A 24,721-nucleotide genomic window follows, 5' to 3' on the forward strand; every position below is an offset into this window, starting at 1 on the left:
GGGCCTGAAGAGGGGAATATGCAACAGTCGTGCCGTGGCACGGAAGATGCACCGAAAAGGTGTGACCGACGCCCCCCCGCCACCCACGCCTCCCTCGCCCGACGACGCGCCGCAGCGCATCGTCAAGGTGCGGCGCGACTACAACAGTTGGGTGGCCAGCGAGACGCTCGAGGACTATGCGCTGCGCTACACGCCGCAGCGCTTTCGCAAGATGTCCGAATGGCGGGTCGCGAACACGGCCTTCGGCGGCGCCGCTTCGTTCCTGATCCTGGAAGCGGTCGGGGCCACGCTGCTGGTGCAGTACGGCTTCCTCAATGCCTTCTGGGCGGTGCTGGCGACCGGGCTGATCATCTTCCTGGCCGGCCTGCCGATCAGCGTGTATGCCGCGCGCTACGGCGTCGACATGGACCTGCTCACGCGCGGCGCGGGCTTCGGCTACATCGGCTCGACGCTCACCTCGCTGATCTACGCCTCCTTCACCTTCATCTTCTTCGCGCTCGAGGCGGCCGTGATGGCCTATGCGCTCGAACTGGCGCTGGGCATCCCGCCGGCCTGGGGCTACCTGGTGTGTGCGCTGGTCGTGATCCCGCTGGTGACGCACGGCGTGTCGGCCATCAGCCGGCTCCAGGTCTGGACCCAGCCGCTGTGGCTGCTGATGCTGGTGGTGCCCTTCGCCTACGTGATCGTGCGCGACCCTGGTGCGTTTTCCGGCTTGACGCACTATGACGGCGCCTCGGGGCGTGCCGGCGGCTTCAATCTGCACCTCTTCGGTGCCGCGCTCACGGTGGGCATCGCGCTGATCACGCAGCTGGGCGAGCAGGCCGACTACCTGCGCTTCATGCCCGTGCGCACGGCGGCCAACCGGGGCCGCTGGTGGGGCGGCGTGCTGATGGGCGGGCCGGGATGGGTGGTGATGGGCGTGCTCAAGATGCTGGGCGGGATGATGCTGGCGTACCTGGCCATCGGCCACATGGTGCCGCCCGAGCGCGCGGTCGATCCCAACCAGATGTACCTCGCGGCCTTCGAGTACGTGTTCCCGAACTACGGCTGGGCCGTCGCCGCGACCGCGCTGTTCGTGGTGGTGTCCCAGCTCAAGATCAACGTCACCAACGCCTACGCGGGCTCGCTGGCCTGGAGCAACTTCTTCTCGCGCGTCACGCACAGCCATCCGGGCCGGGTGGTGTGGGTGGTGTTCAACGCGCTGATCGCCTTCATGCTGATGGAGATGAACGTGTTCGAGGCGCTGGGCGACGTGCTGGGCCTCTACGCCAACATCGCCATCGCCTGGATGATGGCGGTGGTGGCCGATCTGGTCATCAACAAGCCGCTGGGCCTGTCGCCGCCGGGCATCGAGTTCAAGCGCGCCCACCTGTGGGACATCAACCCGGTGGGCGTGGGCGCGATGGCGCTGGCCTCGGCGCTGTCGATCGCCGCGCACCTGGGCGCCTTCGGCCCGCTGGCGCAGGCCTTTTCGGCCGTGATCGCGATGGGCACGGCGCTGCTCACGGCGCCGCTGATCGCCTGGGCCACGCAGGGCCGCTACTACCTGGCGCGCGGGCCGGCCTTCGACGCCCGCACGCAGGTGCGCTGGGCCCGTGTCGAACGATCGCCGGCCGCGGCGGCCGACAACGCGTACCAGCGCCTGCGCACCCAGCGCTGCGTGATCTGCGAGCGCGAATACGAGGCGCCCGACATGGCCCACTGCCCCGCCTACCAGGGCGCGATCTGCTCGCTGTGCTGCACGCTCGATGCGCGCTGCGGCGACCTCTGCAAGCCGCAGGCGAGCCTGTCGACGCAGTGGTCGGGGGCGCTGCGCTGGCTGCTGCCGCGGCGCGTCTGGCCCTACCTCGACACCGGCCTGGGCCACTTCCTGCTGCTCACGCTGATCATCGTGCCGCTGCTGGCCACGGTGTTCGGGGTGCTCTACCAGCAGGAACTGCGCGCGCTGGGCGACAGCGCGCTGGGCATGCTGCCGCCCGGCGATGCGGCCATGGCGATCCTCAAGGCGCAGCAGGCCTCGCTGCGCTCGGGCTTCCTCAAGAGCTACATGGCGCTGCTGCTGATCGCCGGCATCGTGGCCTGGTGGCTGGTGCTGGCGCACCAGAGCCGCAAGGTGGCGCAGGAGGAATCCAACCGCCAGACCCGCCTGCTGATGCACGAGATCGAGCGGCACAAGGAGACCGACCGCGCGCTGCAGGCCGCCAAGCAGAGCGCCGACGACGCGCGCGAGCAGGCCGACCACGCCAACCAGGCCAAGAGCCGCTACATCAGCGCGATCAGCCACGAGCTGCGCACGCCGCTCAACTCGATCCTCGGCTATGCGCAGCTGATGGGCCAGGATGCCTCGGTGCCGCCGCACCGGCAGCAGGCCGTGGCCGTGATCCAGCGCGGCGGCGAGCACCTGCTGTCGCTGATCGAGGGCACGCTGGACATCGCCCACATCGAGGCCGGCAAGCTCACGCTGCAGGCCCGGCCCATGCCCTTCGCCGCCGCCATGCGCGAACTGGCCGACATGTTCGAGCTCCAGGCTTCCGAGAAGGGCCTGGCCTTCCGCTTCGAGCCCGCGGGCGACGTGCCCGAGGTGGTGCGCGCCGACGAGCGCCGGGTGCGCCAGATCCTGATCAACCTGCTGGGCAATGCGATCAAGTTCACCGCGCGCGGCGAGGTCGTGCTGCGGCTGCGCTACGCGCGCGAGTTCGCGGCGCTGGAGATCGAGGACACCGGGCCCGGCATGTCGGCCGCCGAGATCGAGCGCATCTTCGAGCCCTTCGCGCGCGGCGACGCGGGCGGCACCGCGACGCGCACCGGTGCCCCGGGCGCGGGCCTGGGTCTGACCATCGCCAAGATGCTGACCGACCTGATGGGCGGCGAGATGTCGGTGCAGAGCACGCCCGGCCAGGGCTCGGTGTTCCGCGTGCGGCTGTTCCTGCCGCGCGTGCATGCCGCGCCGATCGCTGCAGGGCGCACGCCCGCGCCGTTGCCGGGCCCGGCGCGGCCGCGGCGCGGCTATGCCGGCGTGCGCCGGCGCGTGCTGGTGGTCGACAACGAGGAGGCCGACCGCGAGCTGCTGGTGCAGGTGCTCGCACCGCTGGGCTTCGAGCTGCGGACGGCGGCCAGCGGGCACGATGCACTCGACCTGATCGCCGCCGGCTTCCGGCCCGACGCGATGTTCGTCGACCTCGCGATGCCCGGCATCGACGGCTGGGAGACGCTGCGCCGCAGCCGCCAGTTCGACACCACGCTGGCACCGCGCTGCATGGCCATCGTCTCGGCCAACGCCTTCGACAAGCGGCTGGACAACGACGTGGGCATTGCACCCGAGGATTTCTTCGTCAAGCCGGTGCGCCACAGCGAGCTGCTCGACTGGCTCGAACGCAAGCTGGGCCTCGAGTGGACGGCCGTGGCCGCGGCGTGCGAGGCGCATGCCGCCGCCGCCCCGGCCCAGGTGCGGCCCACGGCAGAACGCCTGCACGCACTTCAGGATGCCATCGGGCTGGGTTATTTTCGGGGGATCATGAACCAGCTCGACGAGATCGACGCCGCGCAGCCCGAGTGCGCCGCCTGGACCGCGGCCCAGCGGGCCCTGGCGCGCCAGTTCCGCTTCGACGCGATGGACGGCGGCGCGCCGCCGCAGCCGGAGGGCGCGCGATGAACGACCCCAAGGCGCGCGACTTCGCCGGCAACAGCGACCTGGTGCTGATCGTCGACGACGTGCCCGACAACCTCGCGGTGCTGCACGACGCGCTCGACGAATCGGGCTACACCGTGCTGGTCGCGACCAGCGGCGAGCAGGCGCTGCAGCGCGCGGCGCAGGCCCGCCCCGACATCGTGCTGCTCGACGCGATGATGCCGGGCATGGACGGCTTCGAGGTCGCGCGCCGGCTCAAGGCCGATGCGGCCACGGCCCACATCCCGATCGTCTTCATGACCGGGCTCACCGAGACCGAGCACCTGGTGGCCGCGCTCGAGGCCGGTGGCGTCGACTACGTGACCAAGCCGATCAAGCCCAAGGAAGTGCTGGCGCGCATGAACGTGCACCTGCAGGGCGCGCGCCGCGCGCGGCAGGAGGCGCAGCAGGCCGGGCAGGCGCGCAACGCGCTCGACGCCTTCGGCTACGCCAGCATAACGGTGCGGCTGCCCGAGGGGCGTGTGATCTGGCAGACCGCGCTGGCGCGCGACCTGCTGCTGCGCTACTGCGGCACCAGCGCGCCGCAGGCGCCGCCGACCGTGCTCGCGTGGCTGGCGCGCCACCTGCCCGATGCGCAGCAGCGGCAGATCGAGCCGCCCGCGCTGTCGATCGTGCTCGGGCCGTCCACCTTGAACCTGCGCCTGCACCAGCAGACCGGCCACGACGACGACGGCGACGACTGGCTGATCATCATGCGCGAGCTCTCCGACACCTCGGTGATCGAGGCCATGAGCCTGAGCCTCAAGCTCACGGCGCGAGAGGCCGAGGTGCTGTACTGGGTGGTCAAGGGCAAGACCAACCGCGACATCGGCGAGATCGTGGGCAGCAGCCCCGCCACGGTGAAGAAGCACCTGGAGCGGGTCTATGTGAAGCTGGGCGTGGAGACCCGCACGGCGGCCGCGGGCGTGGCGATCAAGCGGCTGCGCGAGTTGCAGCCGCAGTTCGAGATCTGAAGCCGTGCGCGCGCTGCGCTGGGCCCCGGTGCTGGGCCTGTTCGCCTCCGGAGGTGCCTGGGCCGGCGGTCATTTCGACGTGGACGATGCCGGCACGCTGGCGCCCGGCCGGTGCCAGTACGAGGCCTGGCTGAGCCGCAGCCCGGGCGATGCCTCAGCCGCCGACAACAACCTGCATCTGGGGCCGGCCTGCCGGGTCGGCCCGGTGGAGCTGGGCTTCAACATCGACCGCTTCGCGCTGCGTGGCGAGCGTGCCGCGTTGCTGCTCGGGCCGCAGCTCAAGTGGACCTTCCTGGGCGACGACCCGCAGGCGCGCTGGAGCGCGGCGCTGTCGGTGACGCTCGGTGTCGATGCGGTGCATGGCGGCCGGGCCGGCGGGCAGTTCGTGGTGCCCGTGACCTGGGCGCTCAGCCAGCGCCTGCAGGTCCATGCCAACCTGGGCGCGGACTGGAGCACCGGCGACAGCGAGCGCTCGGTGCGCAAGGGCCTGGCGCTGGAATGGGCGCTGGGCGATGCGCTGTCGCTGATCGCGGAGCGCAACCGGGCCAGCGGCCTCTGGGCCTCCCGCCTGGGGGCACGCATCAACCTCACGCCGACCACCAGTGTCGACCTGGGCTTCATGCGCCTGGGCCCGGAGCGGCTGCGCACGCTCACGCTGGGGCTGAACCGGGAGTTCAGCCGCCACTGACCGACGCGCGGGGTGCGCGTCGAACAGGAAGGATCAGGACGCGACGGGCGAAGCGGCCACCAGGTGCTCGGTCAGGAACCAGACCTGCAGCTCGTTGGTGCGCAGCACGTTGCTCACGAACACGTCGTTGCTGCCGTCGTCGCCAGCCTCGTCGACCTTCTTGGCCGCCTTGCGGGCCTCGACGATGATCAGCTCGTGCGCTTCGGCCAGCCGGCGGATCTGCACGGCGGCAGGCTCGCGGCCGCGCGGCGGGCGGGCGATCTTGGTGGTCTCGGCGATGTCGGGTGCCATGGCCAGCGCGATGCCGCCCAGCAGCTGGATGCGTTCGGCCAGGATGTCGACCAGCAGCACCTGCGCTTCGAAATGCTGGTCGTACATCAGGTGCAGCTGGTTGAAGGTCGGGCCCACCACCTGCCAGTGGTGCTTCTTGTACATGTCGCGCAGCGTGATCGTGTCCGCCAGGCACTGGTTGAGCAGCGCCACGCTCTCCTTGCAGACCTTTTCCGAAAGGCCGTTGGGCAGCTTGACGATCTCGCCGAACTTCTGCGTCTCGTGGCTCTGCTGGTCGAGGTCGGGCTGCACCGCCTTCTGCTTGGCGGTCATGGGGGCGGTCTTGTCGTTGTCTTGGGTGGCCATCACTGAACTCCGTGATTGAAAGAAAGGGGAGGGAGGGGAAAGCCTCTTTCTATCGATCACGGAAGTCCGGCCGCGTAGGCCGGCGTGCCATTTCCGTGCAGAAGATCGGCTGGCATCCTGCCGGCCCCGGGCGCTCACTCGATCTTCACGCCCGCGTCGTTGACCACCTTGGTCCACTTGGGGATTTCCTTCTGCAGCAGCTGGCCGAAGGCCTCCGGGGTGCTGGCCACCACCTCCACGCCCTGGTCGCGGAACTGCTTGACCACCTCGGGGTCCTTGAGGATCGCGACGATGTCCTTGTTGGCCCGGTCGACCATGGCCTTGGGCACGCCGGCCGGCATCTGCATGCCGAACCAGACGATCACCTCGTAGCCCGGCACGCCGGCGGCCTGCACCGTGGGCGTGTCGGGCAGCAGCGCGGCGCGCTCGGTGCCGGTCACGGCGATCGGCTTCAGCTTGCCGGCCTTGATCTGCTGCATCAGGTTGGGCACGTTGTCGAACAGCACGTCGATCTCGCCGCCGAGCATGGCCATCACCGCGGGCGCGCTGCCCTTGTAGGGCACGTGGGTCATCTTGGTGCCCGTCATGCTCATGAACAGCTCCATCGACAGGTGGTTCGACGAGCCCGAACCGGTCGAGCCGTAGTTGAGCTTGCCCGGGTTCTTCTTCGCGAAGTCGATCAGTTCCTTGAGGTTGCTCACGCCCGGCAGGTCGGGGCGGATCACCAGCGCGTTCTGCGTGTAGCCGGCCCACACCAGCGGCTGGAAGTCGGCCGTCGCGTTGTAGGGCAGCTTGGCGCCGTAGAGCGCGGGCAGCGCCGAGAAGGGCAGCGGCGTGATCAGCATGGTGTAGCCGTCGGCCGGTGCCTTGGCCGCCAGGTTGTTGCCCAGCACCGTGTTGCCACCCGGCCGGTTGTCCACCACCACCGACTGCTTCCACACCTTCGACAGGCGGTCGCCGACGGTGCGCGCCAGCGTGTCGTTGAAGCCGCCGGGCGTGTAGGGCACGATGATGCGCGCGGGCTTGCTCGGGTAGTCGTCGGCGCTCGCGGTGCCGACGAGCATGAGGCCCGTGAGGCCCAGGCACAGCGGCGCCAGCAGGCGCAGCAGGGTTCGTTTCGTGAAGGTCATGGCGTGTCTCCGTTTTTTTCGTTTGGGTGGGCAGTCTCAGAACTTCACGACATAGCCGGGTCCGTCGACCATCGGGTACTTGTCGAAGATGCTTTCGTCGACCTCGATGCCCAGGCCATGGCCCTGGGGTGGTTCGACGCAGCCGTCGGCACCGATCGCGAAGGTGCTGCCGAACATGTCGCGGAAGGGGTTGAACTTCGACACGCAGGCCTCGAAGTAGCCCGCGTTCTCGGTGGCCGCGAGGAAGTGCAGCGTGGCCGCGTGGTTGAGGCCGGTGGCCGAGCTGTGGGCATGCACCGGGATGCGGAAGGCCGAGGCCATGGCCGCGATGCGCACGCCCTCGGTGATGCCGCCGCTCTTCGACAGGTCGGGCTGCCAGACCTGCACCGCGCCCGCGTCCAGCATCTGGCCGAACTCGAAACGGGTGAAGTGGTTCTCGCCGGCCGCGATCGGCACCAGCGGCGTGATCTTCGCGGCCTCGCGGTAGGAGGCGAAGTCGTTGCAGGCGAAGGGCTCCTCCAGCCAGCCGGCCTGGATGTCGGCCAGCGCCGGCAGCACGCGGCGCACGTCGGCGATGGTGTAGGCGGTGTTGGCGTCGGTCAGGATGTCGATCTCCTCGCCCAGCACCTCGCGCACCTTGCGCACGCGGGCGATGTCGTTCTTCACCGTGTCGCCGATGCGCAGCTTGACGGCCTTGTAGCCCTGCTCGACATACGACTGCGCTTCTTCGGCCATGGCTTCGGCCGGCTGGTAGCCCAGCGCGATGCCGCCCGCGTAGGCCGGGATGCGGCGGTGCGAGCCGCCCAGCAGTTCATACAAGGGCATCTTGGCCGCCTTGCCGCGGATGTCCCACAGCGCCATGTCGATGCCCGACAGCGCCAGGCAGGTGCCCGCACCCAGGCCGTGGCTCGACAGCTGCATGCGGTGCACGCGCTGCCAGGCGCCCACCACGTCGGTCGCGTTCATGCCGACCAGGAGCGGCTGCAGCGTGTTGTGCACCAGCGCCACGATCGCGCCGGGGCTGCGGCCCGGGTGCGCCTCGCCGTAGCCGGTGATGCCTTCGGAGGTCTCGACGCGGATGATGATGCAGTCGCGCTTGAGCGTGCTGCCGATGCCCATGGTCACGGTCTTGCCTTCGGGCAGGCGGTAGGACAGCGGCACGGCGGTGATGCGGGTGATCTTCAAGGGGTGTCTCCTGGTGGGCGTGGAAGGGTGGGGAACGATGCGGTCAGGCGCTCGCCGCGTGCGGCCGGGCGAAGACCTCGGGATTGACGATATGAGGGGGCTGCTCGCCGCGCAGCAGCACGGCGGCCAGCGTGTCGACGGCCAGCAGGCCCATGGCGCGCTCGGCCTCCTGCGTGAGGCCCGCGAGGTGCGGCGTGAGCAGCACGCCCGGGTGGCGGCGCAGCGCGCTGTCGGCGGGCAGCGGCTGGGTCTCGAACACGTCGAGCACCGCGCCCGCGAGCCGGCCTTCGGTCAGTGCCGCGGCCAGGTCGTCCTCGCGCAGCACCGGTCCGCGTCCCACGTTGACCAGCACCGCGCCGGGCCGGGCGTGCGCGAGCACGGCTGCGTTGACCAGGCCGCGCGTCTGCGGCGTGAGCGGGCAGGCGATCACCACCACGTCGCTGGCCGCGAACAGGGCCTCGATCGACAGCGTGGCGATGCCGGCCGGCACCTTCGACGGCGTGCCGGTGCAGACCGCGAGCGCCATGCCGAAGCCCTGCGTGGCGATGGCGCCGATGCGCTGGCCGATCGCGCCGTAGCCGACCAGGCCCAGCGTGCGGCCCCGCAGTTCATGGGTCCGCGCGCCGGCTTGCGTGCGGGCCGCCCAGTCGCCGGCGCGCACGCTGGCGTCGAAGGCGGCGAGCTGCCGGCTGTGCCCCAGCAGCGCCGCGAACACGTACTCGGCCACCGCGTTGGCATTGACGGCCGGCGTGTTGCCCACCGGAATGCCGTTCGCCGTGGCGCGCTCGACCGGGATGAAGTCCAGTCCCACGCCCTGGCGCATCACGCAGCGCAGCGCGTTCGGGCCGTCGAAGAGATCGGCGGGCAGCAGGCGGCGCACCACCAGGCCCTGCGCCTGTGGCACCGCTTCGCGCAACGCCGTGTCGCTCTGCGCGCGCGAGAGGCCCTCGGGCAGTTGCGCGACCTCGGCCCAGGTGGCCAGACGGGCATGCGCATCGGGATGCAGCGGATCGGTCAGCAGAACACGGGGGAGGGTCATGGCGCGGCGATCGTTGACGGTCGAACCTCGACGCGAGCGCCCGCCACGGCCACATCGTGCCGTTGCCTGTCTCAGTCGTTCAAGGTACGTTGCCGTTGAAGTTGTGTGATGAATCTATCACACAACTTTGCGCCGGATGACCGGGTTTCTGCGGAGGCTTAGCGTGGGGCCGAACTGGCGCGTGGGGCCTCGCCCAGCTTCACGCGCGCCACGCGCTGCGCGGCGGCACGGCTGTCGCCGGTCCAGAAATCCTTGCCCGCCTGCTCGATGCGCTCGCCGGTGTTGCGCATGTGCAGGAAGGCCGCGGTGCGCGCCGCCGCCGGGTCGCGCGCCTTGATCGCAGCGCAGATCGCCTCGTGCTCGGCCAGCACCTGGGCCGCGAGCTCGGGGCGCCGCGCTTCGTTGGTGCGGGTCAGGCGGATCGCGTCGTGGAGCGCGCGCGTGAGCATGCCCAGCAGCTCGGTGTAGTGCGGGTTGTGCGCCGCGTGCGAGATCGCGATGTGGAAGGCCAGGTCTTCGGCCACGCCGTCGCCGCCGTCCTTGACCGCGCGGGCGATGGCGCGCAGCGCCTGCTGGATCAGCGTCATCTCGGCGCCGCTGCGGCGCTCGGCGGCCAGCGCCGCCATCTCGGCCTCGATGCCCCGGCGCAGCTCGAGGATGCGCAGCACGCCTTCGGCCGGATTCTGGTGCGGCTGGCCGAGGCGGAAGGCGTCCGACACCTTGGGGTCGCGCACCACGGTGCCGCTGCCCTGCCGCGTCTCGACCAGGCCTTCGGACTTGAGGCGCGAGATCGCCTCGCGCACCACGGTGCGGCTCACGCCGTACTGCTCGGTCATCGACTGCTCGGTCGGCAGGCGGGTGTTCACGGGGTACACGCGCGAGCGGATATCGGCGGCGATGAGGCCTGTCACGCGATCGGCCAGTGTGCCTTCCGCAGGTTGGCGCGCGCTTGGATCGTCGGTGGAGGAGAAGGCCATGGGGTCGTCGTTGGAATGGGCGTTTCTGAAGCGTCGAAGAATACCACTGCGAACTCCTCGCTTGACAAAGTGATATGACGTATTTGTAATACGACTGGAGACAACAAGTTGCATCGCAACGATGCATGAAAACCCTGAGAGCCCATGACCCCTGACGACCGTCCCCGTGCCTTTCTGTGCCGCCGCTTCACGCCCGCCGTCGAGACCGCACTGCACGCACGCTTCGTGCTGCAGGTGAACGAGGACGACGCCATCCTGCCCTCCGCCGAGATCGCGCGCCGCGCGCACGGCAGCGAAGTGCTGTTCGTCAGCGCCACCGAGGCGGTCGACGCGGCCGTGATCGCGCAGCTCGCGCCCACGCTGCGCACCATCGCGACCTTGTCTGTCGGCCATGACCACATCGACCTGGCCGCGGCGCGCAAGGCCGGCGTGCAGGTGCTGCACACGCCCGACGTGCTCAGCGACGCCTGCGCCGAGATCGCGCTGATGCTGCTGCTCAACGCCTGCCGCCGCGGCTTCGAGGCCGACCGCCTGGTGCGCAGCGGCGCCTGGGCCGGCTGGGCGCCCACGCAGCTGCTGGGCATGGGCCTGGTCGGGCGCCGGCTGGGCATCTTCGGCATGGGCCGCATCGGCCGCGCGATCGCGGTGCGCGCGCGGGCCTTCGGCCTGCAGATCCACTATCACAACCGCAGCCGGCTCGGCGCCGCGCAGGAAGAGGGCGCGACATACCACGCCACGCTCGACGGCCTGCTCGCGGCCAGCGACATCCTGATGGTCGCGGCGCCGGGTGCGCCGTCATTGCGCGGCACCTTCGATGCGCAACGGCTGGCGCTGCTGCCCGAAGGCGCGGTGGTGGTCAACATCTCGCGCGGCGACCTGATCGACGACGCGGCGCTGATCGCCGCGCTGCGAAGCGGCCGGGTGCGCGGCGCCGGCCTCGACGTGTTCGCCAACGAGCCGAACGTGCATCCGGGCTACCGCACGCTCGACAACGTGTTCCTCTCGCCGCACATCGGCAGCGCCACGCACGAGACGCGCGACGCCATGGGCTGGCTGCTGATCCGCGGCGTCGAAGCCCTGGCGCGCGGCGAGACGCCCGACAACCTGCTTTCCTGAACCCCACCCTCACACGCTCACATCTTCACCATGAAACTCCAGCACCCCGAACTGTTCCGCCAGCAATGCCACATCGGCGGCCGTTGGGTTGATGCCTCCGACGGCGCGACCCTGAAAGTCACCAACCCGGCCGACGACAGCGTGCTCGGCAGCGTGCCGCGCCTGACCGCGGCCGACGTGCGCGGCGCCATCGATGCGGCCAACGCCGCGCTGCCCGGCTGGCGCGACACCAGCGCCAAGGAGCGCTCGCGGCTGATGCGTCGCTGGTTCGACCTGTGCATGGCGCACCAGGACGACCTCGCGATGCTGCTCACGCTCGAGCAGGGCAAGCCGCTGGCCGAGGCCAAGGGCGAGATCGCCTACGGCTCGAGCTTCATCGAGTGGTTCGCCGAAGAGGCCAAGCGCGTCTACGGCGACATCATCCCGGCCGCCTCGCTCGACCGCCGCATCGTGGTGCTCAAGCAGCCCGTCGGCGTGGTCGCCGCCATCACGCCCTGGAACTTCCCCAACGCGATGATCACGCGCAAGGCCGGCGCCGCGCTCGCCGCCGGCTGCACCATCGTGATCAAGCCGGCCTCGGCCACGCCGTACTCGGCGCTGGCGCTGGCGCAGCTCGCGGCCGAGGCGGGCATTCCGGCCGGCGTGCTCAACGTGGTGACGGGTTCGGCCTCCACTGTGGGCGGCGAGCTCACCGGCTCTTCGGTGGTGCGCAAGCTCTCCTTCACCGGCTCGACCGAGGTCGGCAAGCAGCTGATGGCGCAGTGCGCGGCCACGGTCAAGAAGGTCTCGATGGAACTGGGCGGCAACGCCCCCTTCATCGTGTTCGACGACGCCGACCTCGACGCGGCCGTGGCCGGCGTGATGGCTTCGAAGTTCCGCAACGCGGGCCAGACCTGCGTGTGCGCCAACCGGATCTTCGTGCAGGCCGGCATCTGCGACCGCTTCACCGAGAAGCTGCGCCAGACCGTCGAGGCGCAGGTGGTCGGCAACGGCCTCGAGCCGGGCGTGAACCTGGGCCCGCTGATCGACGACGCGGCCGTGGCCAAGGTGCGCGAGCACATCGACGACGCGGTGGCGCTGGGCGCGCGCATCGTCACCGGCGGCCAGGCGCATGCGCTGGGCGGGCGCTTCTTCACGCCGACCATCCTGTCGGACGTGTCGCCGAAATCCAAGCTGATGCAGGAAGAGACCTTCGGCCCGGTGGCGCCGCTGATCCGCTTCGAGACCGACGACGAGGCCGTGGCCATGGCCAACGACACGCCCTTCGGCCTGGCCGCGTATTTCTACACCCAGGACTACGCGCGCGCATGGCAGGTGGCGGAGGCGCTGGAGGTTGGTATCGTCGGGCTCAACGAAGGGCTGATCTCGACCGAGCTCGCACCCTTCGGCGGCATCAAGGAATCGGGCGTCGGGCGCGAAGGCTCCAAGTACGGCATCGACGACTATGTCGAAATCAAGTACGTGTGCGCGGGCGGCCTCGGCCGGCCGGCGCGCGCCAAGGCATGAACACAGCACTGAATTTTTCGCAGGAGAAAGCAATGAACAACAAGAAGATCGGCCTGATCGGCGTCGGCATGATGGGCCACGGGATCGCCAGCAACATCGTCAAGCACGGCCATGCGCTGGCGGTGCTCGAGCACGCGGGCAACCAGCCGCTCGACACCCTCAAGGCCGCGGGCGTGACCACCTTCCAGACCGCGCGCGAACTGGCCGCGGCGGTCGACGTGCTGCTGCTGTGCGTCACCGGCTCACCCCAGGTCGAGGCGGTGCTGCTGGGCGAGAGCGGCGTGCTCCAGGGCCTGCGCAAGGGCACGGTGATCATCGACTGCTCGACCGCCATCCCGGCCTCGACCGAGCGGCTGGCCCAGGTGGTGGCCGAAGCCGGCGGCCGCTTCATGGACTCGGCCATGACGCGCACGCCCAAGGAAGCCGCCGAAGGCCGGCTCAACCTGCTGGTGGGCGCCGACGACGCGCTGTTCGCCGAATGCCGGCCGCTGCTGGCCTGCTTCGCCGAGAACATCACGCATGCGGGCGGCGTCGGCGCCGGCCACCGCATGAAGCTGCTGCACAACTACGTGTCGCTGGGCTCGGTCGCGCTGATCGCCGAGGCCGCGGCCTGCGCTGAACGCGCGGGCGTGGCGCCCGAGGTCTTCGTCGACGTGCTGAGCAAGGGCGGCGGCGGCGGCACCGCGCTGGAACGCCTCAAGCCCTTCCTGCTGGCCCAGGACCCGAACGGCCTGCGCTTCGCGATGTCGAACGCGCTCAAGGACATGGGCTACTACACCACGATGGCCAGCGACAGCCATTCGGCCCGCGCGATTGCCGAAGGCGTGCGCCAGACCTTCGAGGGCGCGGTGAACGGCAGCGATCCGCAGACGCTGGTGCCGGAATTGGTCGCGGTGCTTGCCAAACGCGGCGACGGAGACTGACTCTCCCCCAGGCTGCGGCGCACTGCGTGTCGCCTCCTCCCTCCCCCTTCCGGGGGCGACACCAGCGGCCCGGCAAAGCCGGTTCCGCGGTGTCCCACGAACAAGAAAGCCGCCCTCGGGCGGCTTTCTACTTTCAGGGATGAGCGCCTATTCCTCTACAAAGGCCTCTTCGCGCTTGGCCTTCACCGCCGGCAGCAGCACGATCACCAGCAGCAGCAGCGCGGCCGCCAGCAGGCCCGCCGAGATCGGCCGCATGACGAACACGCTCCAGTCGCCGCGCGACAGCAGCAGCGCACGGCGCAGGTTCTCTTCCATCATCGGGCCCAGGATGAAGCCCAGCAGCAGCGGCGCGGGTTCGCACTTGAGCTTGAGGAAGGCATAGCCCACGATGCCGAAGATCGCGACCATCCAGACGTCGAAGGTGTTGTTGTTCTCCGAGTACACGCCCACCGCGCAGAACAGCACGATCGCCGGGAACAGCCACTTGTAGGGAATGGTCAGCAGCTTGATCCAGATGCCGATCATCGGCAGGTTCAGCACGATCAGCATCAGGTTGCCGATCCACATCGAGGCGATCAGGCCCCAGAACAGTTCCGGGTTGGCGGTCATCACCTGCGGGCCCGGCTGGATGTTGTGGATGGTCATGGCACCCACCATCAGCGCCATCACGGCGTTGGGCGGGATGCCCAGCGTCAGCAGCGGGATGAACGACGTTTGCGCACCGGCGTTGTTGGCCGACTCGGGGCCCGCCACGCCACGGATGTTGCCCTGGCCGAAAGGCACTTCGCCCTTCTTGAGCTTCATCTTCTTCTCGATGGTGTAGGCCGCGAAGGCCGACAGCAGCGCACCGCCGCCGGGCAGGATGCCCAGGGCCGAACCGAGGGCGGTGCCGCGCAGCACCGCGGGCGTCATGTCCTTGAAGTCCTGCTTGGTGGGCCACAGGCCCTTCACCTTGGCGGTGAACACTTCGCGCTCGTGCTCCGGCACGGCCAGGTTGGCGATGATTTCGCCGTAGCCGAACACGCCCATGGCGATGGCGATGAAGCCGATGCCGTCGGTCAGCTCAGGGATGTCGAAGCTGTAGCGCGCCACGCCCGAGTTCACGTCGGTGCCGACCAGGCCCAGGGCCAGGCCGAACAGGATCATGGTGATGGCCTTGAGCAGCGAGCCCGAGGCCAGCACCACGGCGCCGATCAGGCCCAGGATCATCAGCGAGAAGTATTCGGCGGGACCGAACTTGAAGGCCAGTTCGGTCAGCGGCGGCGCGAAGGCCGCGAGGATCAGCGTGCCCACGCAACCGGCGAAGAAGGAGCCCAGGCCGGCCGCAGCGAGCGCGGGCCCGGCCCTGCCTTTTCTGGCCATCTGGTAGCCGTCGATCACGGTCACCACCGAGGACGATTCGCCCGGCAGGTTGACCAGGATGGCGGTGGTGGAGCCACCGTACTGCGCGCCGTAGTAGATGCCGGCCAGCATGATCAGCGCGGCCACGGGAGGCAGCGCGTAGGTGGCGGGCAGCAGCATCGCGATGGTCGCGACCGGGCCGATGCCGGGGAGCACGCCGATCAGCGTGCCCAGCAGGCAGCCGACGAAGGCGTAGACGAGGTTCTGCGCCGTGAAGGCGACGCCGAAACCAATCGAGAGATTCGTGATCAGGTCCATGAGTGCTTGTGTCTCGTTGTGGTGTGCGTGCTCAGCCGATGAACGTGGGCCAGACCGGGAACTGCAGCTTCAGCGCGACCACGAAGGCGAGGTAGCTGCCGACCGCGAGGATGGTCGCCAGCACGGCGACGCCCTTGAAGCTGAACTGGTCGCCCGCAAGGCTGGCGATGAAGGTCAGCGCGTAGATCGCGACGATCAGGCCCATCGGCGGCAGGCCGATGCTCGGCAGGCCGCCCAGCAGCACGCCGAAGATCAGGTTGGCGCCGATCACGAAGCCCAGCGGTCGCCAGGCGATGCTGCCGATGGGTTCACCGTCCTCGGTCTCGATGATCAGGGCCTTGAGCGCGATCAGCGACCCCATGATGGCCATGAGGATGCCGACGATCAGCGGGAAGTAGCCCGGGCCCATGCGGGCGCCGGAGCCCACGTTGTACGTGGTGGCGCCCCAGGCGAACGCCACGCCGAAGGCGCTGAACAGCACGCCCGAGTAGAAGTCTCTCTGACTTTTGATCTTCAACCTTGTCTCCTTAGATGCAATGAATCGCGACGGCGCGCGAAGGCGCCGCGACGGGCACGGGAAGTGCGCAGGCGATGGTAGGAAGACAGAGGCCGCGCGTGCATGACGAACACATTGCCGTTTGGCAATGTGGGCCGTCGAAGGGGCGGGGGACGCCGAGGTGGCGTCCAAAAAAAAGACCGGCACGGCGGGAAGCCGTGCCGGTCGCGCGGAAGGCGCAGGCGCCTATTCGCTCAGCGAGGTGCTGCGCAGTGCCGCGTCGCCCGCGATCTCGGCTTCGGAGAACGGCACCTTGAGCCACTGGCCCGCGCTGTAGGCCCGCGTGTAGTCGCCGTTGTGCGCAGAGGCCGGGTCGTCCGACAGCGAGAAGGTCAGGAAGGTGCGGGCGTCGACGCCGCCTTCGGGGAAGCGCACCACCTGCATGTAGCTGTTGCCGTTGGGATTGGCGTCCATGCTGTAGCCGCCCTTGTCGAGCCGGTTCTCCGAGCAGGCGATGGTGAAGTAGCCCGGGCCGCCGCAACCGCCGTACAGCGGGATCTTCTGGCCGCCGCGGGTGGCGAACAGCACGTCGCCGCGCTGCGCGTCCAACGCATAGCCGCTGGCCTCGACGCGCGCGATGGCGGCGCCGAAAGCCTGCTGCAGGCCGGGCGCGGCCGCGATGTCGAGATCGCGCGGGGTGTTGACCGCATCCTTGGCATCGAAGGGCACCTTGTAGAGCGTGGCGGCCGGCAGCAGCGCGGCGCGATTCCAGAACTCGTCCCACACATGGGCGCCGCGCGAAGCGACGGTGCCGGTGTTGTCCCAGTTGCGCAGCGCGGCGCAGGCCGGGCCGGTGTCGACGTCGCGGCCGATGCTCTCCTTGGTCTGCGGGTCCGTCGCGACCGTGATCTTCGGCGTGGCGCATACCAGGTCCAGCGCATCGTTCTTGAACAGCTCGGCCGTCAGCACGCGGCTGTTGAGCACCATGCGCTGCACGATGTCGCTGGTGGCCCGGTTGCCGCCGTAGCGGTCGGTGCCCGCCAGGCGCTCCTGCGCCAGCCGGTTGCCCATGCGCGTGCGGAAGCTCACGGCCTCGATGCCGGCCGGACCCATGATGTCGGGGTAGCCGGTCAACGGCGCCTTGGGCTGGGCCAGCCAGTAGCTGTCGTTCATGTTCGACACGTAGTCGTCGCGCTGCAGGCTGGGCATGCGCGAGGCGCCGATCGCGCCTTTCTGCGCCGAGTCGGCGTCGGTCTGCCAGTCGCAGTAGCCGCGCGAGCCGTCGAAGATCGGCACCCGCGGCAGGCTGGCGCGCAGCGACAGGCCGGTGGGCGTGGTGCAGCTCGCGGTCTGGGCCGGCGACACGTTGGGCACCGCGCCGATGTCGGCGTACCAGGCCTGGGCCGCGCCGCGGCCGACGGCCACGGTGTTGACCCAGGGAATGGCCGCTTCCTCGCGCTGGATGGCGATGAACTCGTCGAGCGACTTCGCCTGGTTCCAGCGCAGCCAGTTGCGGAAGGTGCGGTAGTTCTCGCCGTTGATGTCGCGCATCGCGAAGGCCGTGGTCTGGTTCCAGGCCAGCGCCGGGTTCAGCAGGCCGAGGTTGACCATCGGGCCGTATTCCGACTTGTAGAGCGTGCGCGTCACGGGCGACACGCCGCCGTCGTTCTGCTTGACGTTCACCGTGATGGCGGTGGCCTGCATCTTCACGGCCACGCCGTCACGCAGGTAGCTGGTGGGGTTGCCGGATGCCAGCTTCAGTTCGAAGAAGCCGAAGCGGCGCGCGGTCGACACCGTGTGGCTCCAGGCCACGTTGTCGTTGAAGCCGATCAGCATCACCGGGATGCCGAGGAAGGAGGTGCCGCTCACGTTGAGCTGGCCCGGGATGGTGAGCTGCGCCTGGTAGAAGCGGTCGGGCCCGCGCCAGTACCAGTGTGGGTTGCCGAACAGCAGCGGGCTGCTGTCGCCGGTGGCCAGGGTGCCGAAGCCGATCATGTTGCTGCCCACGCCTTCGTGGCTGCCCACCTGAAGTTCGGGCAGCTGCATCTTCGCGGACGCGAACTGCGTTGCCGCCTTGCGCGCGCTGAGCTGCGTGGGGCCGCTCGCCGCAGGTGCGAGTGCGCCGGCGATGTGGGGCAGGAAGTTGCTGTAGCCGCCCGCGAGGTTGGCCGCGTACATGCGGCGGTAGATGTCGTCGGTGCTCACGGGCCGCACCCAGGTCTCGTTGGCGCAGGCCGCATTGGCGCCGGCCTTGGCCTTGACGTCGCGTACATAGCGGTTGTAGCCCGCGGCGAAGCCGGTCACGAGCTGCTTGAGGTTGTCGGGCTGGGCCGCGATCATCTTCTGCACCACGTCGTCGGAAATCACGTGGCGATGGAAGAAATCGGAGTCGATGTTCTTCGGCCGGCCGATGGTGCTGCTGGCCAGCAGTTGCGCGTCGGCGCCGAAGAACTGCGAGCGCTCGCCGCGGAAGGTGAGGAAGCCGTCGGCCATGGTGCAGAGGTTGTCCTCGGCCTGCGCGTAGCCGTAGCCATAGCCCGCGCCGGCCCAGGTGTCGGCCTTGATGTGCGGCACGCCCATGGCGGTGCGGCGGATCTCGGCCTTGTAGGTGGCGGTGGGGGGCGTTCCGGGGTCGGGCGGCGGCGAGATGTCGCCGCCGCTGCCGCCGCCGCAGGCGCTGAGCAATGCGGTTGCCGCGAGCGCGACGATGGAAAGCGGCAGGGCGCCGCGCGAGGGTTGGACTCGTCTCATGATCTTGTGTCTCCGGTGATGGCTCTGTCATCAGAGCCATGCGCAGCTTAGGGAGACAAGGCGGCCGCGACTTGTACGGAGCCGCTGAAGTGAGGGGCTGCCGGGCCCGGACTCAGGCGCAGGCGGCGGTGCGCCCCCAGGCATGCGAGGCATGCGCGTCGGCCGTCACCTGCACCTGGTTGGCGAGGAAGGACGGCGCGAGGCCGAAATAGCGCTGGAAGGTGCGGCTCATGTGGGCCGCGTCGGTGAAGCCGCTGTTGAGCGCCACGTCGGTGAGCTTGCGAGGCCGGGTGAACTGCTGGACCGTGAGGCGCACCTTGGTCCACAGCGCATAGCGCTTGATCGACACGCCCACCTGCGCCGCGAACAGGTGCGTGAGCCGGTCGGGCGACAGGCAGGCCAGGGCCGACAGTTCGCGCAGCGGGATCTGGCCGGCGTGGCTGCGGATGGCTTCGATCACGCGCGTCACGCGCGGATCGAGGCGCGCGGAGAGCAGCGGGCTCTCGGTGATCGACGCGATCATGCCGTTGCTCAGCGCCTGCACCCGCTCATCGGGCAGGGCGCCGTATTGCACCGGTTCGAAGTCGTCGCGCAGGCGGCCGAAGCGGCGCGCATCCAGCGGCTGGATGCCCTGGCCGCCCATGCGCGTGGCCAGCATGCGGTAGGCGTTGCCGGCCGGGTCGAGGTTGAGCGACAGCAGGCCGCAGCCTTCGACGTCGAGCCGGCGCGACACGTGCGGCGCGATCAGCGCGGCGGTGCAGCGCACGCGCGTGCCGTCGATGCCTTCCAGCGTGAAGGGGTGTCCGCTCACCGAGGCCAGCAGGGTGGCCGACGAGCGCGCCGTCAGGCCCGAATGAATGGCTGGCGTGACATAGAGAAAGCTGTCGTCCCACAGGTGCAGGAAGTTCGGGGGTGTGCCCATCCTCGTGACTCTTGTCTTGTTGTGTTGTCTCCAGCGGCGATCCTAGGGCAAGGCTGCCCGTTCGCTCAGAGGGATTCCACGCAGGCCGGCCGCCCGCCCGCCCGCCTCAGTCGTGGTGCGCGGGCAGCTCGACCGTGGCACGCAGCCCCGGCGCGGCGTCGGCCAGTTCGAGCCGGCCACCGTGCAGCGCGATCACGGCCTGCACGCTGGCCAGGCCCAGGCCGTGGCCGGGCAGGCGGCGGTCCAGCCGGTGGAAGCGCTGGCCGATGCGCGGCAGCTCGGCCGCCGGGATGCCGGGGCCGTCGTCCTGCACCGTGAGCAGCGCCAGGCCGTGCGCGGTGCGGGTGCCGATGCGCACGATGGCGCCGGCGCCCGCGTACTTGAGCGCGTTGTCGACCAGGTTCGCGACTGCGCCGGCCAGCAGGTCGCGGTCGCCCAGCACCGTGGCCGGATCGGCCGGCTCGCGCTGCAGGCTGGCGCCCTGCGCCTCGGCCACCGCGTCGTAGAGTTCCATCACGTCGTCGGCGATGCGCTGCAGGTCGACCGGGCCGAAGTGCTGGCGCCGCGCGCCGGCCTCGGCCTCGGCGATCTGCAGCAGCTTCTCGAACACCAGCGTGAGCTCTTCGACTTCCTGCATCGCGGCGGCGATGGCCTGCGTTCGCTCCTGCGGCGAGGCCTCGTCGCGCTGGGCCGCATGCAGCCGCGCGAGGATGCGCATCAGCGGCGTGCGCAGGTTGTGCGCGATGGTGTTCGAGACGTGGCGCACGCCGTCCATCAGCGACTGGATGCGGTCGAGCATGGCGTTGATGTCGCGGCTGAGCAGCGCGAACTCGTCGTCCTCGGGGCCGATCTCCACGCGCTCCTCCAGTTCGCCCGCGGCGATGCGCGCGGCCGTGCGGCGCACGTTGCCCACGCTGCGTTCGAGCTCCTGGCGGAACACGAAGGTGCCGCCGATCAGCAGCAGCACCGCCACGATGCCGGCCGCCGCGCTGGCGCTGGCGATCAGCGATTCGATGGCTTCCTGGTCGCGCAGGTCGTGGCCCACCACCAGCATGCCGCCGTCGGGCAGTGCGCGGGCCAGCAGGTAGCCGGTCACCAGCCGGTCCGCGCGCCGCACGCGCCGCTGCGAGGGGCCGCCGGCGAAGGGCGCGCCCTCGGGGGCGGCATCGAGGTTGCCGGCCAGCACGCGGCCCTCGGGGTCGGCCAGCAGGTAGATCTCGTTGTCCGAATCGCGGCCGTCGCCCAGCGAGCGCGAGACCTCCGCGGCCACGGCCGCGTAGCCCCCGTCGGCGAAGCGGGCTTCGAGCTGCTGCGTGGCGCCCGTGACCTGGCGCGCCATGCGCTGGTGCAGCACGCCCACGGTCTGCAGGTAGACGATGGCCAGCGCGGCCAGCATGGTGATGGCCACCAGCAGGCCGTAGTAGAAGGCCAGCCGGAAGCCGACCGAGCGCCACAGCCGCTGCAGGCCCGCGATCATTCGCCGGAAGCGACCGAAGGGGCCGAGGCCACCGGTTCGACGCCCATGCGGTAGCCGATGCCGCGCACGGTGTGGATCAGCGGGACCGCGCCCGGCGTGTCGAGCTTGCCGCGCAGCCGGCTGACCTGCACGTCGATGACGTTGGTCTGCGGATCGAACTGGTAGTCCCACACCGCCTCGAGCAGCATGGTGCGCGTGAGCACCTGGCCCGGATGCATCATCAGGAAGGCCAGCAGCCGGAACTCGCGCGGCTGCAGCGCGACCGGGCGGCCGGCGCGTTCGACATGGCGCGTGGCGAAGTCCAGCTTCACGTCGGCCAGCTGCAGCGTGCGGATCTCGGGCGCGGTGCGCGAGCGCCGCACCAGCGCCTCGGCGCGGGCCGCGAGTTCGGAAAAGGCGAAGGGCTTGGCCAGGTAGTCGTCGCTGCCGGCCTTGAGGCCGCGCACGCGTTCGTCGAGCGCGCTCAGCGCGCTCAACACCAGCACCGGCGTCTTCTTGCCCAGCCCGCGCAAGGTGGCCAGGATCGACAGGCCGTCGACCTCGTTGGGCAGCATGCGGTCGAGGATCACCAGGTCCCAGCTCTCGCCGGTGACGCGGGCCAGCGCCTCGCCGCCGTCGCGCGCGATCACCGCCACATGGCCCAGCGCGCGGAAGCCGTCGGCGATGTAGCGGGCGTTGTCGGCGTCGTCCTCGACGATGAGGCAGCGCCACATGGGCGTGGCGGTGCTCATCGAACGCGCTCCACGCGAACCGCCTCGCTCATGCCGTCTCGGCCCCTTCGATCAGGAAGCGCACGCGGCGCACGCCCTGCCATTCGTCGGCATCGAGGCGGAAGGCCAGCAGCACCCTGGGCGGCAGCGGCTCGGTGTGGCCGAACCAGATGCCGTCGACCGGCTTGCCCTGGTGCTTGAGCCGCACCGCCAGGTGCTTCTCGGCGACCAGGCGCTGCGAGATCACCTCGACCTCCTCGCTGAAGGTCGGCGGCGCGAAGCCCTGGCCCCAGACCTCGCGGTGCAGCGTGTCGACCAGGTCGACGCGCATGTACTCGGCCGCGATCGGGCCGTCGGTGTCGAGCCGGCGCGTGAGCGAGGCCGCATCGAGCCATTCGAGCGCGACCTGGGCCAGCGCGCGCTCGAAGACCGCGAACTGCGTGCGATCGACCGTGCAGCCCGCAGCCATCGCGTGGCCGCCGAAGCGCAGCAGCACGCCGGGGTGGCGCTTGGCCACCAGGTCGAGCGCGTCGCGCAGATGAAAGCCCGGGATCGAGCGGCCCGAGCCCTTGATCTCGTGTTCCTTGCCCGGCGCGCCGCTGGCCGCGAACACGAAGGTCGGGCGGTGGAAGCGGTCCTTGATGCGCGAGGCCACGATGCCGACCACGCCTTCGTGGAAGTCGGCGTCGAACACGCTGATCGCGGCCGGCATGGCCTCCTGGCCCTCGCCGTCGGTGTCGAACAGCGACTCGGCCAGCAGCAGCGCCTGGTCGCGCATGCCGCCCTCGATGTCGCGCCGCTCGCGGTTGATGCCGTCGAGCATGCGCGCCAGTTCGTCGGCGCGGCCCGCGTCGTCGGTCAGCAGGCACTCGATGCCCAGCGTCATGTCGGCCAGCCGGCCCGCGGCGTTGATGCGCGGGCCGAGCGCGAAGCCGAAGTCGAAGGTGGTCGCGACCGGCGCCTTGCGGCCGGCCGCGGTGAACAGCGCGGCGATGCCCGCGGGCAGCGCGCCGGCGCGGATGCGGCGCAGGCCCTGCGCCACCAGCCGCCGGTTGTTGGCGTCGAGCTTCACCACGTCGGCCACGGTGCCCAGCGCGACCAAAGGCAGCAAGACATCGAGCTTGGGCTGGCTGGCCGCATCGAAGACGCCACGGTTCCTCAGCTCGGAGCGCAGCGCCATCAGCACATAGAACATCACGCCGACACCGGCGATGCTCTTGCTCTCGAAATCGCAGCCGGGCTGGTTCGGGTTGACCATCACGTCGGCCTCGGGCAGCACCGGGCCGGGCAGGTGGTGGTCGGTCACCAGCACGGCCAGGCCGCGCGCCTTGGCGGTGGCCACGCCCTCGACGCTGGCGATGCCGTTGTCGACGGTGATCAGCATGTCGGCGCCGCTGGCGGCCACGCGCTCGGCGATCGGCGGCGTCAGGCCGTAGCCGTCGACCACGCGGTCCGGCACCAGGTAGCTCACATGCTTCGCGCCGAGCAGCCGCAGGCCGCGCACGGCCACGGCGCAGGCGGTCGCGCCGTCGCAGTCGTAATCGGCCACGATGCACAGGCGCTTGTCGTCGCGGATCGCGTCGGCCAGCAGCACGGCCGCCTCCTGCGTGCCCTTGAGCGTGGTCGGCGGCAGCAGCCGCGCCAGGCCGTCGTCGAGTTCTTCCTTGCCGAGCACGCCGCGGGCTGCATAGAGGCGAGCCAGCAGCGGATGCACGCCGGCCTGCTCCAGCGCCCAGACGCTGCGTGGCGGGATGTCGCGCGCGATGATCTTCATCAGAGCGCGGCGAGCACGGTGGTGGCCTGCGTGCGGTTGAGCAGGTTCTTGACCCAGCCCAGCGGGCCGCGGGGCTGCACGCCGAAATGCCGCGCGCTGCGGTCGCCGCACAGCGTGAGCTGCACCGCCGCGCCCTGGCGGTAGGCCGCGAGCAACTGGGCGACGGGGCCGGCGTCGAGCGCCTGCCAGGCGGCGGTCCAGGCCAGCGCATCGTCGCGCAGCGCCGGGGTGCGCAGCGTGGTGTCGACGGTCGGCGTCTCGCCGGCCGGCTTGGGCGCGCCCAGCACGCCGGTGCCGCTGAGCCAGAAGGAATTGATCGGCGGCACGCCGCGCGCGATGCGCTCGTCGTTCACGCGCTGGGTGTAGAGCAGCATCTGCATCTCGTTCTGCAGCTTGCGCAGCGGCTTGAGCGCGTCGGTCAGCGGCGCCCATTCGGAGATCGGCCGGCCGGCCGCGCGGTCCACCGAGGCGCTGGGCAGGCTGCGGAACATCTCGCCGCGCGCCAGCCAGCGACCGGGCGCGCCCGAGCGGCGCAGCACGATGCCGTCTTCCTGGAAGAAGGGGCGGGCGGCTTCGAGCAGCGCCTGCGATTCGGCCTCGTCGATCGCCATGTCGGCCGGGTCGTCGAGCACCACCTCGTCGATCGCGACCTCCCAGTGGCACAGCGTGAGCACGCCCCAGGGCTCGTTCGAGCCGGCGCGCGACAGGCCGGTCTGCTGCGCCTCGCGCGCGGCCCAGGGGAGCAGGCCATCGGTGCCCTCGAGCCCGAAAGCGCGCGCCAGCGCCCGCTCGTGCGGGGGCGAGAGCGTGGTGTCGGGCTGGGTGTCGTCGTGCAGCACCGCCAGCCGGGTCAGCAGCGCGTCGAGGTTCGGCAGCTGCAGTCGGGAGAGAACCGCCTGACAGGCCGGGGTGCGGCGGCCGGCGAAGGGGATCAGCAGATGCATCGGGGAAGAGGGGAGGGCCATGGGGGCATATTGTCGCGGTGCAGCCGCCATGCCCGGACGGGATGCCACAATTCCGCCATGTCGCACCCCCTTGTCCCGCACGCCGTGCCTTCGCCGTCCCTCGGGGCGACGCCTTCGCGCCTCACG

General features: G+C 70.2%; 19 protein-coding genes. 6 read left to right on the forward strand and 13 right to left on the reverse strand.

Annotation, left to right across the window (positions count from 1 at the left end; genetic code table 11):
- The first annotated feature begins 46 nt into the window (after positions 1–46).
- From K0H49_RS19700 to K0H49_RS19710, 3 genes are read left to right on the forward strand one after another with little or no spacing between them, the layout of a single operon-like run.
- On the forward strand, positions 47–3,652 hold the full coding sequence (locus K0H49_RS19700) for an ATP-binding protein (RefSeq protein ID WP_219216059.1): 3,606 nt from the start codon (positions 47–49) through the stop codon (positions 3,650–3,652).
- On the forward strand, positions 3,649–4,641 hold the full coding sequence (locus tag K0H49_RS19705; RefSeq protein ID WP_219216061.1) for a response regulator: 993 nt from the start codon (positions 3,649–3,651) through the stop codon (positions 4,639–4,641). The genes K0H49_RS19700 and K0H49_RS19705 overlap by 4 nt, the downstream gene beginning before the upstream one ends.
- A gap of 4 nt (positions 4,642–4,645) precedes the next feature.
- Positions 4,646–5,329: a transporter gene (locus K0H49_RS19710; protein ID WP_374122387.1), complete on the forward strand. Its 684-nt coding sequence runs from the start codon at positions 4,646–4,648 to the stop codon at positions 5,327–5,329.
- Positions 5,330–5,362: 33 nt separating this feature from the next.
- Here the strand turns inward: K0H49_RS19710 and K0H49_RS19715 are convergent, their stop codons facing one another.
- The 5 genes from K0H49_RS19715 to K0H49_RS19735 all read right to left on the reverse strand — a co-directional run bounded on the left by K0H49_RS19715 (position 5,363) and on the right by K0H49_RS19735 (position 10,296).
- A complete protein-coding gene (locus K0H49_RS19715) occupies positions 5,363–5,965 on the reverse strand; it encodes a Dps family protein (protein WP_219216063.1) in 603 nt (200 codons plus the stop codon).
- 134 nt (positions 5,966–6,099) lie between these two features.
- Positions 6,100–7,095: a tripartite tricarboxylate transporter substrate binding protein gene (locus tag K0H49_RS19720; protein ID WP_219216065.1), complete on the reverse strand. Its 996-nt coding sequence runs from the start codon at positions 7,093–7,095 to the stop codon at positions 6,100–6,102.
- A 36-nt stretch (positions 7,096–7,131) separates the two neighbouring features.
- Complete coding sequence (locus K0H49_RS19725; protein ID WP_219216067.1) at positions 7,132–8,280, reverse strand: mandelate racemase/muconate lactonizing enzyme family protein; 1,149 nt, start codon at positions 8,278–8,280, stop codon at positions 7,132–7,134.
- A gap of 43 nt (positions 8,281–8,323) precedes the next feature.
- Positions 8,324–9,319, reverse strand: coding sequence for an NAD(P)-dependent oxidoreductase (locus K0H49_RS19730; protein WP_219216070.1), 996 nt, complete (start codon positions 9,317–9,319; stop codon positions 8,324–8,326).
- Between the two features lie 158 nt (positions 9,320–9,477).
- Complete coding sequence (locus tag K0H49_RS19735; protein WP_219216072.1) at positions 9,478–10,296, reverse strand: FadR/GntR family transcriptional regulator; 819 nt, start codon at positions 10,294–10,296, stop codon at positions 9,478–9,480.
- A 144-nt stretch (positions 10,297–10,440) separates the two neighbouring features.
- On the opposite strand from K0H49_RS19735, the gene K0H49_RS19740 reads away from it, so the two are divergent.
- The 3 genes from K0H49_RS19740 to K0H49_RS19750 are packed head-to-tail and all read left to right on the forward strand — an operon-like array spanning position 10,441 to position 13,841.
- Positions 10,441–11,412, forward strand: a complete 972-nt coding sequence (locus K0H49_RS19740; RefSeq protein WP_219216074.1) for a 2-hydroxyacid dehydrogenase — start codon at positions 10,441–10,443, stop codon at positions 11,410–11,412.
- Between the two features lie 30 nt (positions 11,413–11,442).
- Positions 11,443–12,918 carry an NAD-dependent succinate-semialdehyde dehydrogenase gene (locus K0H49_RS19745; RefSeq protein ID WP_219216076.1) on the forward strand — a complete coding sequence of 492 codons (1,476 nt, stop codon included), beginning with the start codon at positions 11,443–11,445 and terminating at the stop codon, positions 12,916–12,918.
- A gap of 32 nt (positions 12,919–12,950) precedes the next feature.
- Complete coding sequence (locus tag K0H49_RS19750) at positions 12,951–13,841, forward strand: NAD(P)-dependent oxidoreductase (protein WP_257625029.1); 891 nt, start codon at positions 12,951–12,953, stop codon at positions 13,839–13,841.
- Positions 13,842–13,988: 147 nt separating this feature from the next.
- Here the strand turns inward: K0H49_RS19750 and K0H49_RS19755 are convergent, their stop codons facing one another.
- From K0H49_RS19755 to K0H49_RS19790, 8 genes are all read right to left on the reverse strand, one after another.
- A complete protein-coding gene (locus tag K0H49_RS19755; RefSeq protein WP_219216081.1) occupies positions 13,989–15,500 on the reverse strand; it encodes a tripartite tricarboxylate transporter permease in 1,512 nt (503 codons plus the stop codon).
- A gap of 31 nt (positions 15,501–15,531) precedes the next feature.
- Positions 15,532–16,017 (reverse strand): tripartite tricarboxylate transporter TctB family protein, encoded by a 486-nt coding sequence (locus K0H49_RS19760; protein WP_219216083.1) that lies wholly within the window; start codon positions 16,015–16,017, stop codon positions 15,532–15,534.
- 225 nt (positions 16,018–16,242) lie between these two features.
- Entirely contained in the window at positions 16,243–18,747 is a 2,505-nt protein-coding gene (locus K0H49_RS19765) for a penicillin acylase family protein (protein ID WP_219216085.1), read from the reverse strand.
- A gap of 112 nt (positions 18,748–18,859) precedes the next feature.
- Positions 18,860–19,669, reverse strand: a complete 810-nt coding sequence (locus K0H49_RS19770) for a helix-turn-helix domain-containing protein (protein WP_219216087.1) — start codon at positions 19,667–19,669, stop codon at positions 18,860–18,862.
- A 106-nt stretch (positions 19,670–19,775) separates the two neighbouring features.
- Positions 19,776–21,146 (reverse strand): sensor histidine kinase, encoded by a 1,371-nt coding sequence (locus K0H49_RS19775; RefSeq protein WP_219216089.1) that lies wholly within the window; start codon positions 21,144–21,146, stop codon positions 19,776–19,778.
- On the reverse strand, positions 21,143–21,859 hold the full coding sequence (locus tag K0H49_RS19780; protein WP_219219010.1) for a response regulator transcription factor: 717 nt from the start codon (positions 21,857–21,859) through the stop codon (positions 21,143–21,145). The genes K0H49_RS19775 and K0H49_RS19780 overlap by 4 nt, the downstream gene beginning before the upstream one ends.
- A gap of 46 nt (positions 21,860–21,905) precedes the next feature.
- Complete coding sequence (gene recJ / locus K0H49_RS19785) at positions 21,906–23,630, reverse strand: single-stranded-DNA-specific exonuclease RecJ (protein ID WP_219216090.1); 1,725 nt, start codon at positions 23,628–23,630, stop codon at positions 21,906–21,908.
- Positions 23,630–24,595, reverse strand: coding sequence for a hypothetical protein (locus tag K0H49_RS19790; protein WP_219216092.1), 966 nt, complete (start codon positions 24,593–24,595; stop codon positions 23,630–23,632). Before K0H49_RS19790 ends, recJ begins: the two co-directional genes overlap by 1 nt.
- Positions 24,596–24,721 lie beyond the last annotated feature (126 nt).

This window comes from Variovorax boronicumulans, from assembly GCF_019352895.1.
Lineage (GTDB): Bacteria > Pseudomonadota > Gammaproteobacteria > Burkholderiales > Burkholderiaceae_C > Variovorax > Variovorax boronicumulans_A.

What these genes read in the sequence shown, in the direction of transcription:
- K0H49_RS19700 (WP_219216059.1), top strand. Translation starts at nt 47, where the DNA reads ATGCACCGAAAAGGTGTGACCGACGCCCCCCCGCCACCCACGCCTCCC.
- K0H49_RS19705 (WP_219216061.1), top strand. Translation starts at nt 3,649, where the DNA reads ATGAACGACCCCAAGGCGCGCGACTTCGCCGGCAACAGCGACCTGGTG.
- K0H49_RS19715 (WP_219216063.1), bottom strand. Translation starts at nt 5,965, where the DNA reads ATGGCCACCCAAGACAACGACAAGACCGCCCCCATGACCGCCAAGCAG.
- K0H49_RS19720 (WP_219216065.1), bottom strand. Translation starts at nt 7,095, where the DNA reads ATGACCTTCACGAAACGAACCCTGCTGCGCCTGCTGGCGCCGCTGTGC.
- K0H49_RS19730 (WP_219216070.1), bottom strand. Translation starts at nt 9,319, where the DNA reads ATGACCCTCCCCCGTGTTCTGCTGACCGATCCGCTGCATCCCGATGCG.
- K0H49_RS19735 (WP_219216072.1), bottom strand. Translation starts at nt 10,296, where the DNA reads ATGGCCTTCTCCTCCACCGACGATCCAAGCGCGCGCCAACCTGCGGAA.
- K0H49_RS19740 (WP_219216074.1), top strand. Translation starts at nt 10,441, where the DNA reads ATGACCCCTGACGACCGTCCCCGTGCCTTTCTGTGCCGCCGCTTCACG.
- K0H49_RS19745 (WP_219216076.1), top strand. Translation starts at nt 11,443, where the DNA reads ATGAAACTCCAGCACCCCGAACTGTTCCGCCAGCAATGCCACATCGGC.
- K0H49_RS19750 (WP_257625029.1), top strand. Translation starts at nt 12,951, where the DNA reads ATGAACAACAAGAAGATCGGCCTGATCGGCGTCGGCATGATGGGCCAC.
- K0H49_RS19755 (WP_219216081.1), bottom strand. Translation starts at nt 15,500, where the DNA reads ATGGACCTGATCACGAATCTCTCGATTGGTTTCGGCGTCGCCTTCACG.
- K0H49_RS19765 (WP_219216085.1), bottom strand. Translation starts at nt 18,747, where the DNA reads ATGAGACGAGTCCAACCCTCGCGCGGCGCCCTGCCGCTTTCCATCGTC.
- K0H49_RS19770 (WP_219216087.1), bottom strand. Translation starts at nt 19,669, where the DNA reads ATGGGCACACCCCCGAACTTCCTGCACCTGTGGGACGACAGCTTTCTC.
- K0H49_RS19775 (WP_219216089.1), bottom strand. Translation starts at nt 21,146, where the DNA reads ATGATCGCGGGCCTGCAGCGGCTGTGGCGCTCGGTCGGCTTCCGGCTG.
- K0H49_RS19780 (WP_219219010.1), bottom strand. Translation starts at nt 21,859, where the DNA reads ATGTGGCGCTGCCTCATCGTCGAGGACGACGCCGACAACGCCCGCTAC.
- recJ (WP_219216090.1), bottom strand. Translation starts at nt 23,630, where the DNA reads ATGAAGATCATCGCGCGCGACATCCCGCCACGCAGCGTCTGGGCGCTG.
- K0H49_RS19790 (WP_219216092.1), bottom strand. Translation starts at nt 24,595, where the DNA reads ATGGCCCTCCCCTCTTCCCCGATGCATCTGCTGATCCCCTTCGCCGGC.